The sequence below is a fragment of the Micromonospora sp. BQ11 genome (assembly GCF_052068135.1).
Classification (GTDB): domain Bacteria; phylum Actinomycetota; class Actinomycetes; order Mycobacteriales; family Micromonosporaceae; genus Micromonospora.
On record NZ_JBQHDB010000023.1, the window covers coordinates 1 to 14,332 of the forward strand.

General features: G+C 73.7%; 17 protein-coding genes. 4 read left to right on the top strand and 13 right to left on the bottom strand.

Going from position 1 to position 14,332, the window contains the following annotated elements:
- The coding region (locus ACTMSW_RS30450) for a hypothetical protein (RefSeq protein ID WP_441184244.1) at positions 1-236 on the bottom strand (236 nt) is incomplete at its 3' end.
- Between the two features lie 293 nt (positions 237-529).
- On the opposite strand from ACTMSW_RS30450, the gene ACTMSW_RS30455 reads away from it, so the two are divergent.
- Entirely contained in the window at positions 530-748 is a 219-nt protein-coding gene (locus ACTMSW_RS30455) for a hypothetical protein (protein ID WP_357034793.1), read from the top strand.
- 155 nt (positions 749-903) lie between these two features.
- On the opposite strand, the gene ACTMSW_RS30460 is transcribed toward ACTMSW_RS30455, so the two are convergent.
- From ACTMSW_RS30460 to ACTMSW_RS30485, 6 genes are all read right to left on the bottom strand, one after another.
- Positions 904-1,788, bottom strand: coding sequence for an ABC transporter substrate-binding protein (locus ACTMSW_RS30460; RefSeq protein ID WP_441184245.1), 885 nt, complete (start codon positions 1,786-1,788; stop codon positions 904-906).
- Positions 1,789-1,831: 43 nt separating this feature from the next.
- Entirely contained in the window at positions 1,832-2,347 is a 516-nt protein-coding gene (locus ACTMSW_RS30465) for a 2'-5' RNA ligase family protein (protein WP_441184246.1), read from the bottom strand.
- Between the two features lie 336 nt (positions 2,348-2,683).
- Positions 2,684-3,658, bottom strand: a complete 975-nt coding sequence (locus tag ACTMSW_RS30470; protein ID WP_441184247.1) for a glycoside hydrolase family 88 protein — start codon at positions 3,656-3,658, stop codon at positions 2,684-2,686.
- Positions 3,659-3,702: 44 nt separating this feature from the next.
- Positions 3,703-4,404 carry a Pr6Pr family membrane protein gene (locus ACTMSW_RS30475; RefSeq protein ID WP_441184248.1) on the bottom strand — a complete coding sequence of 234 codons (702 nt, stop codon included), beginning with the start codon at positions 4,402-4,404 and terminating at the stop codon, positions 3,703-3,705.
- A gap of 85 nt (positions 4,405-4,489) precedes the next feature.
- Positions 4,490-5,308, bottom strand: a complete 819-nt coding sequence (locus tag ACTMSW_RS30480) for a hypothetical protein (RefSeq protein ID WP_441184249.1) — start codon at positions 5,306-5,308, stop codon at positions 4,490-4,492.
- A gap of 100 nt (positions 5,309-5,408) precedes the next feature.
- Positions 5,409-5,915, bottom strand: coding sequence for a DinB family protein (locus ACTMSW_RS30485; protein WP_441184250.1), 507 nt, complete (start codon positions 5,913-5,915; stop codon positions 5,409-5,411).
- A gap of 131 nt (positions 5,916-6,046) precedes the next feature.
- Here ACTMSW_RS30485 and ACTMSW_RS30490 point away from each other — a divergent pair, with 131 nt between their 5' ends.
- Positions 6,047-6,955 (top strand): DUF72 domain-containing protein, encoded by a 909-nt coding sequence (locus ACTMSW_RS30490; protein WP_441184251.1) that lies wholly within the window; start codon positions 6,047-6,049, stop codon positions 6,953-6,955.
- A 291-nt stretch (positions 6,956-7,246) separates the two neighbouring features.
- On the opposite strand, the gene ACTMSW_RS30495 is transcribed toward ACTMSW_RS30490, so the two are convergent.
- Positions 7,247-8,944 carry a hypothetical protein gene (locus ACTMSW_RS30495; RefSeq protein ID WP_441184252.1) on the bottom strand — a complete coding sequence of 566 codons (1,698 nt, stop codon included), beginning with the start codon at positions 8,942-8,944 and terminating at the stop codon, positions 7,247-7,249.
- A 202-nt stretch (positions 8,945-9,146) separates the two neighbouring features.
- On the opposite strand from ACTMSW_RS30495, the gene ACTMSW_RS30500 reads away from it, so the two are divergent.
- Positions 9,147-9,446 (top strand): hypothetical protein, encoded by a 300-nt coding sequence (locus ACTMSW_RS30500; RefSeq protein ID WP_441184253.1) that lies wholly within the window; start codon positions 9,147-9,149, stop codon positions 9,444-9,446.
- Between the two features lie 52 nt (positions 9,447-9,498).
- On the opposite strand, the gene ACTMSW_RS30505 is transcribed toward ACTMSW_RS30500, so the two are convergent.
- The 3 genes from ACTMSW_RS30505 to ACTMSW_RS30515 form a co-directional block, all read right to left on the bottom strand.
- Complete coding sequence (locus tag ACTMSW_RS30505; RefSeq protein ID WP_441184254.1) at positions 9,499-10,374, bottom strand: SDR family oxidoreductase; 876 nt, start codon at positions 10,372-10,374, stop codon at positions 9,499-9,501.
- A 309-nt stretch (positions 10,375-10,683) separates the two neighbouring features.
- Positions 10,684-11,052: a hypothetical protein gene (locus ACTMSW_RS30510; RefSeq protein WP_441184255.1), complete on the bottom strand. Its 369-nt coding sequence runs from the start codon at positions 11,050-11,052 to the stop codon at positions 10,684-10,686.
- Between the two features lie 231 nt (positions 11,053-11,283).
- Positions 11,284-11,934, bottom strand: a complete 651-nt coding sequence (locus ACTMSW_RS30515) for a hypothetical protein (protein ID WP_441184256.1) — start codon at positions 11,932-11,934, stop codon at positions 11,284-11,286.
- A 232-nt stretch (positions 11,935-12,166) separates the two neighbouring features.
- Here ACTMSW_RS30515 and ACTMSW_RS30520 point away from each other — a divergent pair, with 232 nt between their 5' ends.
- Positions 12,167-12,337: a hypothetical protein gene (locus ACTMSW_RS30520; protein WP_441184257.1), complete on the top strand. Its 171-nt coding sequence runs from the start codon at positions 12,167-12,169 to the stop codon at positions 12,335-12,337.
- A gap of 116 nt (positions 12,338-12,453) precedes the next feature.
- Here the strand turns inward: ACTMSW_RS30520 and ACTMSW_RS30525 are convergent, their stop codons facing one another.
- Positions 12,454-13,305: an alpha/beta hydrolase family protein gene (locus tag ACTMSW_RS30525; RefSeq protein ID WP_441184259.1), complete on the bottom strand. Its 852-nt coding sequence runs from the start codon at positions 13,303-13,305 to the stop codon at positions 12,454-12,456.
- Between the two features lie 56 nt (positions 13,306-13,361).
- Positions 13,362-14,332: glycosyltransferase family 9 protein (locus ACTMSW_RS30530; protein ID WP_441184258.1), on the bottom strand; the 971-nt coding region annotated here is incomplete at its 5' end.

Consider the following 14,332-nt stretch of genomic DNA (forward strand, 5'->3'; position numbering starts at 1 on the left):
GTCGCCGAGGTCCAGTTGATCGTGGACATCAGCTTGTCGACGTTCGGGGTCTGCCCCGTCTTGAGCGTGCAGATCTCATTGAGCGGGACCTGTACGTCGTAGACGCGCAGTGTGACGCCCGGTTCCTGGTCAACTGCCGCGGCGGCCGGAGTTGCGGACAGGCCGGCGGCGACCAGGGAGAGTGCGATCGAACCTAGGACAGGACTGCGGAATCGGCGCAGCAGCCGTGTGCCCATTGTTCCTCCTCGGGAGGGTAGGAGTGACCGATGGTCGACCGCGGGGACGGAGCTGTGGTGGGGGGAGCGGTCGGCCATCGACCGGTTCAGGAGGGCGATCGACGCCGACGATGTGACCCACCTGACATACCGGGGTGATGGATCGAAACATTAAACGGATTCGATCCCCGAGTCCATGCCTTTCGAACGATTAAGCAAAAGTTTTGCTTGATCACGCGAAAGTGCCGGTGGGGCCACTCGGGACGACCCGGGTGCCGGTACCGTTCGGCGGACCGGTCGTATAGGTTCGGCACGTGATCGTCGAAAAGCACTGGTGGAACGGGGACCCGACCTCCCGCGGGCGCCGTGACGTGTACATCCGTCGGGCGGGAGAGCGCTGGGAGGTCCTGGCGCAGATCGGTGGGGCGCAGGGCCGCTCCAAGTTGCAGGAGTGCCCCAGTCGCACGTCGGCCGTCATCCTGGCCAGCGCCTGGCGTGGCAGCAGCCCCTCCTGGCGCGAGATCGCCAGCTGAGCCGCGGCTCAGCACATCCGGCACCGGTCTGAGTCAGCGCTCAGTTCCGGACCGGTCGGCCGGCTGATCGGGCGCTCAAGCGCCCGCAGTCACCCGACGGAGAACCCGTGAGGCGCCCCGTCACTGATTGTGGCGGCAGTCACCACGGAAAGTGCTCAGGCGACACGGGCCGCCGCGCTCGATGACGGGAGCGGCACCACGTCCGGATGCAGCACCGCCGCGATCGCCTCCACCCCGTCGACGAGGCGCGGCCCGGCACGGACGATCAGGCCGTCCGCGTCCAGCGCCCACACCGGGGTGCCGGGGAACTCGCCCGCCACCGCCCGAGCCTGTCCGACCGCACCGTCCAGGTGGAAACCGCAGGGCGTGACCAGCACGACGTCCGGTTCTGCTGTCCGCAGCTCGGCGTAGGTCGTCGCCACCGAGCGGGCGCCCGGCCGCGCCGCCACCGGCTCTCCGCCGGCGGCTGTGACCAGGTCCGGGATCCAGTGCCCGGCGCTGAACGGGGGATCGATCCACTCCACCACGGCGACCCGGGGCCGGGGACGGCCGGCGACCGCCGTGGCCACCGCCGCCAGCCGCGCGCGGAGGGCGTCGACCAGGGCCTCCGCCCGATCCGGCACGCCGGCTCGCGCGCCGACCGCCAGGATCGTATCGAGGACCTCCGGCAGGGTGTACGGGTCCAGCGACAGCACGTCGGCGCGAGCGCCCAGATGGTCGAGGGCCTCGGCGACCTGACCGGAGGGCAGGGCGCACACCCGGCACAGGTCCTGCGTGATGATCAGCTCCGGGTCGAGGCCCGCCAGCGCGTCGGCGTGCAGGGTGTAGAGGTCCTCGCCGGCGGCGGCTCGGGTGCGGACGTACTCGTCGATCTCACCGGGGCTCATTCCCCGGGTGTCCCGCCCGCCCACCACCACCGTCAGCGCGGCCCGGTCGGCGGGCGGCACCTCGCATTCGAAGGTCACCCCGACCAGTTCCGGGCCGAGCCCCAGGGCGTAGACGATCTCTGTCGCGGACGGCAGCAGGGACACCAGACGCATGGGCCCATCCTGCCCGGAACCGCGCGTCGGCCGGCGCTCCGGGTCAGGGCAGCGGGCGGGAGATGCCCCGGGCGTGGTCCGCGAGGGCCGCGCCGACCACGGTCGCGGTCAGTGGCAGCACCTCCAGGCAGCGACGGACGGCGGCGGCCATCAGCGTGTTCGGCACCCGCATCGACAGGGTGCAGTGCGGCACCCAGCGCCCCGGCCGGTAGTGCTCGGCCAGGGGGACACCGGCCGCCGCCAGTCGGTCGTGGACGAGCCGGTGGTGGGCCAGCAACTCCTCCGTCGGGGCGACGCCGAGCCACAGCACCCGGCCGACGAACTGCCCGGCGTGCGGGAACTCCAGCCGCAGTGGCCGTGCCACCACCGTCCCGGCCAGTGCCTCGGCCACCCGGTCCGGATCGAAGCGCGGCGCCACGGCGAGGGAGACGTGCGGCCGGTGGCGCTGTTCCAGCAGCGAGCGCATGCTCTGCACGCCCTCGGACTCCAGTGCGTCCCAGAGCACCCGGATCCGTCGGGTGGCGTCGGTGTCCAGGTAGAGTTCCAGCGCCGCGACCACATGATCACTCTAGGGGCGTGCGGTAGCGGCGGTGGTCGCTGGGCGGCCCAGGGCACGCGGACAAACTCTGTACGCGTCGCCGTCACGCGCGGTCTCACGCTGGGTGATCGAACCGGGCTGCGGGTCCCGAACTCACGGACAGTGATGCCCTCGCCGGGCGCCATGAACCCCCTGCCGCACTTTGCTCTGCACCCTTCTACGCGCCAGCACCCTGAGCTGCGTCGATGCGGATGGTGTCGCCGGCCCCCTTCGGCGGGGTGACCACGGCAGGTAACTGGCGCGTATGAGGGTGCAGAGCAAAGTGCGGGCGGTGGGTGTTGTCGGGGTGGGGGAGCGTCACGCGGAGTCGCGGCCGACGGGAGCGTCCACCTGGCGCAGGGCGGCGTGCGCGAGCAGGTGGAACGCCTGCGCCTCGGCCGACGTGCCCGCCCCGGTGAAGTCCGGTGACCCGCTCACTCCGGTGACCAGGCCGTACCGGTCCACCCGCCGGTCCGCCGCCGCGATCAGCTCCCGGCCCACCTCGGCGTACGAGGGCGGCAGCCAGCCGTCGGCCACCCCGGTCAACGCGGCGTACGCGAGCATCTGGGCGACGTTGGCCTCCCGGAACGAACGCGGGTCGTCCAGCACGTCGGGAAAGAGTCCGTCGTCGCCCCGGTGGGCCAGGGCGGCGTCGAGCACGGCGCGGGCGTGCCCGGCCAACTCGTCGCGGAAGCCGGCCGGCCAGGCGGTGCCGAGCCGGAGGGCGCGGGCGATGCCGGTGACCACCCAGCCGTTGCCGGTCGCCCAGGGCTGCGGGTGGGTGAGCCGCCCGGCGTCCTCGTCCCAGCGGGCGGCGTACAGCCCGGTGCGCTCGTCGTACAGGCGGCGGCGGTGGCCGGCGACCTGCACGGCGGCGTGGTCGGCGTGCCCGGTCAGCGCGAGCAGGGGCACCACCATGTGCACCGTGTCGGCCCAGACCTGCCGACTGCCGAGCACGTGGAAGAGCGTCCCGTCGGCGGCCCGGGGGGCGCGGGCGACCAGCCAGTCGAGCTGGGCGTCCAGCGCGGCGGCGTAGCGCGGGTCGCCGGTGACCGTAGCGGCGTGCCGGACGGCCTCACCACAGGCGGCCCCGTTGACCGCGCCGTCCTCGCCGACATCGCCCAGCCGGCCGTCGGCGTGCTGTCGGGTCACCGCCGCGTGGGCCAGCAGCACCACCAGCTCGTCGTTGCCGAGGTCGCGCAGCGCCTGCGCGGCCACCCCCTGCTCCCAGGACTGCCGCTGCATGGCGAGCAGCGCCGCCAGCACCCGGGTGGTCGTGCCGTTGCCCTCCACCGCCGCCTCCTGGCCTCACCGTCGGCCGCCGCCGAGCCCCGACCTCAGGTGCGGGTCGGCTGCGCCTCCTCGGCGGCGGGCTGTTCCACGGCCCCCGGCTCGTCGGGCACCGGACCCCGGCTTACCCGGTCCAGGCCCCGGTCGACACCGACGAAGACGAGTCCGAGCAGCCAGAAGGCGACCGCGAAGAACACGGCGCTGATCCCGACGCCGTCGTAACCCAACTGGTCCGCGTCGAGGAAGGGGTACGGGTAGCGGTCCACCACCAGGCCCCGGACCAGCGCGAACCCCAGGTAGCCGAGCGGGAAGGCCAGCCACCACGCCGCGTACCGCGGGCGCAGCCGCCCCCGCCGGTCGAACAGCGCCCAGTCCGCCACCGCGAGCAGCGGCACCACCGTGTGCAGGAACTGGTTGCCCAGCGCCTCGCCGAGCGCGCGGTCCGGCTGCGGCATCGCGAACGGGCTGGCGGGGTTGGCCAGCACCAGGTGGTAGACCACGCCGGTGATGGTGATGTAGAGGGTCACCGCGCCCTTGAGCGCCGACGGCGGCTCCGGCCGGTCCCGCCAGGCCAGCCAACCGGCGTACGCGGCGAAGAGACCCACGGCGACGTTGCTCTGGATGGTGAAGTAGGGCAGCAGGCCGGTGACCGTGGCCGGCCCGAGCGCGGTGAGGACGATCCCGGCCAGCACGCTGATGACGACCGCCAGGCGGAACACGACCGCCGCACGTCGACGCCGCAGACTCATCGGGGCAAGCTACCAGCAGCCGCCGCCGGGGTCACCGACCCCGGATCGCGGCCCCGGTCACCAGCCCAGGGTTTAGACCGCGTGCTCAGCCGCCGGTCGAACCGGTCGGTCTGCCGGGTGTCCGAGGGGCGGTGCCGGGGGCGGCCGGCTCGGTGTCACGCGCGGTCGGGCGGCCGGTGGTCGGAGGCGACGGCTTCCTGGTCGGCGTCGCGGGCTGCTGCGTCTCCGGGGTGGTCGGACGGACCGTGGGCCGGTTGCCGGGGCGTGCCGTGGGTGTGTCGTCGGTCGTACCCGGAGAGCCGGCCAGCACCCGGTCGCAGTAGCCCGGCACCTGGTCGCGGCCGCCCGCCGCGTCGACCAGATCTCCGAAGACCGGGTTGTCCAGCGTCCGACCGGGGTTGTTCCCGGCGTCCGCCCGGTACGCCCTGCAGAGCCCCACCACCGAGGCGGACGGGCTCGGAGCCCCGTCCGTGCCGGGCGACGTGGTGCCACCCCGGCCCGGAGCGCCGGGCCCGGCGGTGGCGCCCGGGGCGGTGGCCTGCGGGGCGGTGGAGGACGGTGTCACCGCCGGCGCCGGCCGGCGCAGCGGGTTCGGCAGCGCGCCGCCGGCGGCGGCGAAGGCCACTCCACCGGTGGCGGCGACCAGGGCGCCCGCCACGGCGGCGCGAACGGTGGTGCGTCCGACCCAACGCCGGGCCGCGCGCGGGCCGTCGAGCGGGGCGCCCGAGCGTGCGCTCCGGTACGCGTCGAGCGCGGCCGCCTCCCCGGCCAGCTCGTCGGCCTGTGGAGCGGCACGGACCGCCGACAGCAGCACGACGAGCGAGCGCGGGCCGTGCGGGGCGTCGTCGACCAGACCACCGAGGAGTCGCTCGACGGTGTCCTGGTCCATGCGGTGTGCGTTCATCTCGTGTCGATCAGCGCCACCGGACGGTGGGACGTCACACGAGATGCGGTGTGACGCGGGACAACCGGGCGCCGGGACCCGCGCCGGGCCGGCCGGGGGCTCAGCCCATCGTCTTCGCCCCGTCGATCGACTCCCGGATGATGTCGGCGTGGCCGGCGTGCTGCGCCGTCTCGGCGATCAGGTGCAGCACCACCCGGCGGACCGTCCAGCTCGCTCCCGGCTCGAACCACGGACGGTCGGGCAGCCGGTGCGCCGAGTCGAGGTCGAGCGTGGTGAGCAGGGCATCGGTCTCCGCGGCCACCCGGTCGAACTCGGCGAGCAGGCCGGCCAGGGTCTCGCCCTCGGCCATGCGGAACTGGCCGACCCAGTCGATCGGCTCGGCGTCCATCCCCTCGGCGCCGTCGACGGCGAACCGCATCCAGCGCTGCTCGACGGTCGTCACGTGCTTGACCAGGCCGCCGAGGCACAGCTCGCTGACCGTGCTGCGGGTCGCGGCCTGCTCGTCGGTGAGTCCGTCGGTCGTCTGCCGGAGGAACCCGCGGTGCCGGCGCAGCGTCTGCACGAGCTCGGCGCGCTCACCGGTGGTGAGCTGCTCGGACGTGGTCATGGAAGGCACCTTTCGCAGGACGTCACCGACCGGCTCAGGATAGGTGGGCCCACCGACGGAATCGGGCTCCACGCGCCACCGAACGTCCCCACCGGTTGCCGAATGTCCGATTCGGCGGTCCACTGAATGACATGGGTGTGATTAAGGTGGGCACGTCCTCCTGGGCCGACGCGATGCTGCTGCGCGCCGGGTGGTACCCGCGCTCGGCGGCCACGCCGGCCGGGCGGCTCGACTGGTACGCGCGACACTTCCCACTGGTCGAGGTGGACACCTCGTACTACGCGGTGCCGGTGCCGGAGACCACACAGGGCTGGGCGGAGGCCACACCGGAGGGCTTCACCTTCGACGTCAAGGCGTTCCGCCTCTTCACCGGCCACCCGACCCCGGTCGCGGCCCTGCCGCGTGACCTGCGTCCGGCCGGCGGTCCGGAGCGGATCCGGTGGCGCGACCTGCCGGCCGGCGCGTACGACGAGTTGTGGGCCCGTTTCCGGGCGGCGCTGCAGCCGCTCGCGGCGGCCGACCGACTCGGCGCGGTCCTCCTGCAGTTCCCGCCGTGGCTGGCCCGCGGCGACGCGGCCCGGCGGCGCATCGTGGACCTGGCCGCGCGCTGCCGGCCCTGGCGGGTCGCCGTGGAGCTGCGGCACGGGTCCTGGTTCGACGGTCCGGCGGCGCTGGACACGCTGGCCTTCCTGCGCGAGCACGACCTGTCCCACGTGGGCGTGGACATGCCGCAGGGACATCCGTCGTCGGTGCCGCCGATCCTGGTGCCCACCGCCGACCTGGCGGTGGTCCGCTTCCACGGCCACAGCACGGGCTGGGAGACCGGCGACAAGCAGGAGAAGTTCCGCTACGCGTACGGGGAGGAGGAGCTGCGCCGCTGGGCGGACCTGCTGACCGACCTGGCCGGGCAGAGCGACGAGCTGCACGTGCTGTTCAACAACTGCTGCGGCGACCAGGCCCAGCGCGACGCCGCGAGCATGGCCGCGCTGCTCGGTGTCGTCCCCGCCGGGCCGTACGCGGGCGCGGGCGCCGCCTCCTGACCGGCCGGGTGCGCCGCCGGTCCCGTCGTCCGCCCCGGGCGGCACGGAGGCCTGAGCGGTGCGGCGGCGGCCGGAGGGCGCCCCGCTCCCAGGCCGCCGCCGCGCCGACGTCAAGAGGTCGGCCAGTCCCGCTCGCGGACCGACCGCGCGATCTTCGCCGAGTTGCTGGAGCCTTTCGCCGCCGACGCGGTCGCTCTCGCCGCCGGCCGCCCCGACGACCTCTCGGCTGACACGGAACGGGCCGGCCGGGGATGCTCCCCGGCCGGCCCGTGTGGAGGGGTGGCGACGCCGTCAGCAGCCCGGCAGTCGGAAGCTCGCGATCCGGGTCTGCCAGCCATTCGAGGCCGACGCCTGGCCGGCGGCGGTGTAGTACTCGTTGACGTACCAGAAGGTGCAGTCGTCGATCGGGTCCACGTTCATGGAGGTGTAGTCGCCCCAGCGCGAGTTCGGGTTGGTCTGCACCCCGGAGCCATTGACGATGGTCGCCTCGCCGAGAGTCATGTGACCTCGGCGGTCGCCGGCGAGTCGCGCGGTGTAACGGATGCCCGGGTAGAGGTCGGTGCCGTTGACCACGCTGTAGCCGAGGGCCGCGTTGCCCTTACGGTCCATGGCGATGCTGCCCATCCACCGTTGCACGCCGTCGTTCGGTGCGAAGGTGCCCTCCTGATGCAGGGTGTACTTCCCGCCGGCTCGACGGATCTCCCACCACCGCAGCCCGGCCACTCCGGGCCGCGCCTCCACCGACTGGTTCGTCACCATCGCCTCGTAGCCGGCGAAGGTGCGGTGGGCCAGCCGCCACGTGGGCCGCTGGCGGTACGAGAGCACGTCGAGGAACTGGTTGCGGTCGGTCACGCCGGGCTGCGGGAGGCAGTCCCGCGGCGTCGGGGCGCACGGGAAGGCCGAGTCGAACTCCTTCACCCGCAGTTGCGTCTTCAGCCCGATGGAGGCCGCCGGGGTCTCGCCCCAGGCCACGTCGAACTCCCAGACGTTCAGCGCGTCGAAGGTTGCCCCATACGGGCCGTCGTCGTCCTGGGATCCGACCAGTGGTGCGGCGGAGTTCCGCTTCGGCTGCTTACGCCCGTCGCTGTCGGCGGGTAGCAGGCCGTCCCCGATGAGGTTGAGCGGGACGCGTCCGTCCTGCAACAGGTAGCTGACCGAGCGCGCCGTGGGGTCCCCGGCGATCATCTTCTCGCGTTCGAGACCGTAGACGCCGATGCCGTAGATCGACGGGTCCGGCGTGCCGAACTCCCGGGTGGTGATGAGGTACGTGTCGTCCCAGATGCCGTACTTCGGATAGTCGGGGAAGTTGTAGCCGCTGCTGAACGCGTACCGGTAGTAGGAACCCGTGGGGTCCCCCGTCGTGGAGATGGCGACACAGTTGTAGAAGAGGTTGAGCGGCTCGTCGGGGTAGTTGACGCCCCGGGTGGTGAACTGGGTGAGGATCCACCGGTCGGCGTACTGGTCGTAGATCACGATCGGGTCGCCGGAGGGCTCGGTGCACTCGTCGACCTCGAAACCGGCCCACAGGGTGCCGGTGTCGACCGGGCCGAGCAGCAGTTTCCCGGTCTTCGAGTAGACACCGAAGACGAGGTTGATCATCTCCACGTAGTGGTTCGGGCCGACGTCGCCGACCGGATCCGGTGGGTTGACCCGCAGACCGAGTACGTCGAAGTTGTCCTGGTTGCTCAGACCCTCGAAGTTGGCCTGGGTGCCGGGGACGACCGGGGGGTACGTCCTGGTCTGCAGCGCCCCGTCGGGGGAGTCCGCGGTCGTGGCGGCCTCGGCGCGCTCCCGCTCGGGGCGTACCTCCGTCTTGGAGCCGGGCGGCGTGGGGCGGCGGGAGCGGTCCGCGGCGGCCGCCAGGTCCCGCAGCGGCGTCGAGATGTCGAAGCCCGCGGCCGGAGTGACGGTCGGTCGCTCCCGGAGGGGCGTCGTGCCGGCCTGAGCCGACGGGATTGTCTGAAGCGTGGTGACCAGGAGTGCGGTCACTCCCAGTGCAGCGAGCCTGCGGAGCTGTCGTCGTCGACTTCCGTTGGCCACGAGCCCTCCCGATGACGATGAAGGTACATGCGTCGATACGTTACGACGCGCGTACTCTCGGTCGCCATCCCCCGTGCCGCCATGAGACGGTCCGGCCCCGGCCTCGGCGAGGCGCCGGCGCCGGACCGTCGGCTCGGAGCAGGATCAGCCGGTGGTGGTGCCCGAGCAGGCGACGAACTGGAAGGTGGTCCGGCCGGGTTTTCCGGCGGGTCGCCCGGGTACCGCCTGGATCGAGGACGACGGAGGGACGGTACGGATGGGTGAGCAGGAGCAGCGGTGGCCGGGCGACGACGCGCCGGGAGTGCCGCAGGACGAGGCGGCGCAGCACACCCGGCAGGCGCAGGAGGCGCACGGCGGCAGCATGGCGCCGGGCCTGGTGGACGACACCGGCCGCCCGGTGACGGACCCGCCGTCGGTCCCCTCGTCTGCCCCCGGCGGCGCGGAGGCCTGAGCGGCGCGCGGCCGGAGGGCGACCCGCTCCCCGGCCGCGGGCCGCGCCGACGTCAGGCGGTCGGCCACTCCTGCCTACGGGCCCAGTCGACCAGCGAGGTGAACTCGATGCCGAGCAGCTCACGGGTCTCCGTGGTGTCCGGGGTCATCAGGGGGTTGCGACCGGGCGGCATGGAGTCGTACGCCATGCCGATCAGCGCGCCGACCTGAGGGCCGAGCACCGTACCGACGAGCTGTCCGTACTCGCCGCCGGTGATCTGGCGGAAGGCGACGGGACGGCCCAGGGCCTCGGCCAGCCCGGCCGCCACGTCCGTGAAGGTGAGCGCCTGCGGGCCGGCCAGCGGCAGCCGGCGGCCGATCGCCGCGGGCGTACGCAGCACCGCCTCGGTGGCGGTGGCGACGTCCTCGTTGGTCACCCAGGCGACGAGGTCGTCGGCGGGGCGCGGGTACAGCAGTTCGCCGGCCGCGACCCGGGGCGCCGACCAGGGTGCGGAGAAGTTCTCCAGGTAGCCGGTGGGCACCAGCACGGTGGCCCGGCCGGAGCCGAGCAGCCAGTTCACAGTGGCGATCTGACCGTCCAGCCTGGGGTTGCCGACCGGTGCCGGCGGCAGCGCCATGCCGGTGTTGAAGACCAGTCGCTCGATCCCGGCGTCGAGCAGCGCCTCCAGGGCCGGCCGCGGACCGTCCGGGCCGAGGCTCATCGGCGCGTGCAGGAACGCGGCCCGTACCCCGGTCTCCCGGACCACCGTCGCCAGCGACGCGGGGTCGGCGAGATCGGCGCGGACCGGGGTGACCCCGACTGCGGACAGGGCCTCGGCGTGCCCGCCGCGGGTCAGGCCGAGCACCCGGTGGCCGGCCGCGGCGAGACGTCGTGCGACCGGCCCGCCCTGGGCGCCGCTCGCGCCGACGACCAGAACCTGCTGTTCCATCGCTCTCCACCTTCCGATACGTGCTCGTCGTCGAGATGTCGGCCGAGGTGTCTCCACCGGCGCCGAGGTCACCGTCGGCACGGTCGCGGCGGACCTGGACGTGGACCCTTCCACCGCCAGCCGGCTGGTCGCCGGGGCGGCCACCGCCGGCCTGCCTTCCCGGCCGGCGCGTGGGGGATCCGGACACGCCGCGACCGCCCGGGCACGGCCCGGACGGTCACGGTGTCAGCTCGGACGGCGGATCAGGCCGACCCGTCCACGTCGATCAGCACGTCGCCGGCCCGACGGGACGCGGTCCGGCCGCCGTCGTCAGGAGCGCCGGCCCCGGGTCCGCAGTGCGTCCTCGGACCGCTCTCCGATGTCGGCGTCGTCCGGGAACGACCGCCGCGACGGCGCCGGATCCGGCGGCGCGCCCGGCCCCCCCACCGGCGTACGCGTGGGCTCCACCGGGCCGAAGCCGTGGCGGCCCGCGCGGCCGGTCGGTTCGCCCGGCTCCCCGGCGCGGCGGTCACCGCGTCGCCCCTCCGGCACGGCGGTCTCCTCGCTGCCCTCGTCCATCGGGTCGTGCGCACCGGTGCCCCAGGGCGGGTCCGCGTCGAAGCCGTCCCGCGTGATCCACGGGTTGTTGGCCTCCGGTTCACGCCCGTCCCCGCCGCCGCGTCCACTGTTCGCCGTCATGGCCACCTCGCTGGTCGGTCCGCCCGTACCGCCGCCGATTGCCCGTCCCGTGGCCCGTCATGCCTGCCACGCCCGACGGTCCGGACCGCCCGGCGGCGATCCGGCGCCCGTCGTCGACCCGGCCGGACCGCGGCCGTCCGGCGCCGTTGCCGACCCGGCCGGACACGGGCGCCGGGCGGCGTCCCGTCGCCGAGGAGTCGACGGGGCGCCGCCCGGGATGCCGGTCCCGCGTCAGCCGCGGGACTTCGCCTTCTTCCGGCCGCTGGCCATGCCGGCCATCGTGGTCAGCTTCCCGATCGTCCCCATCTTCCGCATCCCCCTGGCCGAGCCCATCGAGCCGGCCCGACCGAGCATTCCCCGGAACACCTGACCCGGCTTCTGCTGCTCGCCCATGTACGCGGTCATCACGATCAGCGCACCGGTCATCGCCGGCACCGCCCACTGGAGGAGCTTCATCTGCCGCTGGGTCGAGGCGACGTTCGACGGTGTCTGATGGTTCGGCTCGGTCGTGCCATCGACCGGCGGGTTGCCGGCCTTCTCCAGCCGCATGCCGAGCAGTCTGCTGTACCCCGTCACCGCCAGCGCTCCGACCGTCAGTGCGGTCTTGAGCGAGCTGGCCCGGGCCACGCCGGCCTGCGAGGCCACCCGAGGGCTCTCGGCGACCAGCTCGCCGACGGCCCCCGCCAGGTGCGTACCGATGGCCGCCGCGTTGACCGGAGTCCACCGGGCCCAGCCTGCCGAGGCCACCGGAAGCCGTTGAGTCGAGTCTTTGATTTGTGCCGCCGCGCCGTTGACGCCGAAAGCTCCCATGAGAGAGCCCCCGAACCAGGCCGCCAAGCCCAGATCGTGCATCGAGCGCAGTGCGGTGTGCCGTTCGGACATCTGATCCCCTTCCACCGTGTCGGGCGGTGCGGCTTACCCACCGCCCGACCGACTAATCCCGTCTCTCACCACCCGATACGACGCGTCCGGTCAGGACCGGCCGGGTGGCGGTCACCACCGATGGCCCGTCGCGTCCGACCGGGTCGGGAGGCCACGTCGGTGGGCGGGGGAGTCCTTCGGGCGGTACGGGGTACGTCCCCAAGCCGAAACCAGCCGAGGGAAGGGGAAGAGGATGTCCCAACCGGAGGAGAGCCGGGAGAAGACCGCCTCGACCGACGCGGTGCTCATGCACCCCGACAATGACCCGCGGAAGACGACGGCGCAGGTACCGCCACCGGCCGAGCACGGGGAGACCCGGGTGGAGCGGGACGGCGAGATGGTGCCGGTCGAGACCGACGAGTAGGGGCTCTTCCGCAGCGGCACGGGCGCCGCGTGGTACGGCCCGCCGTACGGCGTGGCGTCCGTGGGTGTTAAGCGGGGACCCCTGCTCTACCGGAGGCGTTAAGAGGGGGCCCTTCCTTACACCTCGGTCGCGAAGCGGGCCACTCGCCGGGCCAGCGGCGCGCTGGCGCGTACCCAGGTGAAGTGGTCCATGGGGGCGCCCGCCTCGGCCGTGGTGTAGCGCTCGCGCGCGACGGGTGCCGCGACCAGCTTCCCGCAGAGGTGGTCGAGCGTCTCGTGGGGCGTGTACTGGTCGTGGTCCAGGCTGACCGCGAGGACCGGCGTGCCGATGCGGCGTACGGCGGCCTCGCTGTCCACCCCGTCGAGGTGCGGGAAGCGGCCGGTCCGCGCGGTGTGCGCCCAGTCCCGGATCACGCCGCGCGCCTGGCGGCCACCGAAGCCCCAGCCGGGCCACACCCCGAGCAGGCGCGCGACCGTCGCGATCCCCTGGGTGTACGGCAGGACGCCGTACCGGCGCAGGCCGGGGTAGCGGCGCCACCAGGGCAGACCGACGGCGATCAGGGCCAGGCCGTCCACGTCGTGGCCCTCGTGCAGGGCGAGGTGCAGCACGGCCGCCTGTCCGCCCAGGGAGTGTCCGAGCAGCACGGTTCGGCGCCCGTCCCGCAGCGGCTTCAGGGCGGCGAGCACCGCGCCGATGTCGGCGACCAGTTCGGCGTAGCCGTACCGGCACGCGCGACTCGGGGTGGGCGTGCTCTCGCCGGTGCCGCGCAGGTCGGCCACCGCCACCGTCAGGCCGGCGTCGCGCAGCGCGGCGGCGAACGGACGGTAGTAGCGGGCCCGAACCCCCATCGCCGGCACGATCAGCACCAGCGGGGCATCGGTCACGCCGTCCGGCTCCGGGTACACCTGAAGGCCGATCCGGGCGCCGTCCACCTCGACGAACTCCTGCCGGTACTCCACCGTCGCGATCACCGCTCCAGGCTAGTGCGCCTACCTACCGGCGGGTAACCGCCGGGTGACCGCCGTCACCCGACCGGGGACACGTCGCGTGTCCACTGGTCACGCGGTCCGGGAACCGCGTCCGCCGCGCGGGCGGCCCGGTCGACCCGGTCGACCGCCGCGAGCACGTCCGGCACGTCGAGCGCCGCCAGCGCCGGATGGGGTACGGCGTCCGCGTGCGCACCCCGGTACGGCCCGGTCCACAGCACCTGGTGTCGGGGTCGGTCTGGTGGTGGTCCCCAGTGTGCGGGGCTGGCGGGGCCGAAGAGGAGGACCGATGGGGTGTGGTAGGCGGTGGCGAGGTGGGCGATGCCGGTGTCGCCGCTGATGAGGAGGCGGGCGTGGGCGGTGAGGGTGGCGAGGTGGTGGAGGTCGGTGTGGCCGGCGAGGACGGTGTGGGTGGGCAGGCCGGCGAGGTGGGCGATGTGGTGGGCGAGGGGGCGTTCGCTGTGGTTGCCGGTGATCATGATGTGGTGGCCGGCGGTGGTGAGGTGGCGGGCGACGGCGGCGAACCGCTCCGGCGGCCAGCGTCGCTGCGGCGCCTTCGCCCCGGGGTGCAGGATCGTCACCCCGGTGGGCAGGTCTCCGGGTGCGGGGCGGCGCAGCGCCAGGTCGGTGCGGTCGGCGGGGATGCCGTACCAGGCCAGCAGGCGGCACCACCGGTCGACTTCGTGCTCGTCGGCCCGCCAGGCCGGTCCGTCGTGGTGGCCGGCTTCGTGGTTGGCGAAGGCGAGGAGTCGGCGGGGTCGGGTGGTGGTGAGCATGCGGTGGGACTGGGGTCCGCGTCCGTGCAGGTTGACGGCGAGGTCCGGGGCCGGGCCGGTCCATTCGAGGGGCCCCAGGCCGGGGGCGTCGACCAGCCGGTCGATGCCCCCGATGAGGTTGACCAGGGGGGTGAGCCAGGCGGGTGCGATGAGCGCGAGTTGCTGGTCGGGGTGGGCGGTGCGGAGGGCGCGTAGGGCGGGTACGGCGGTGGCGAGGTCGCCGACGCCGAGGG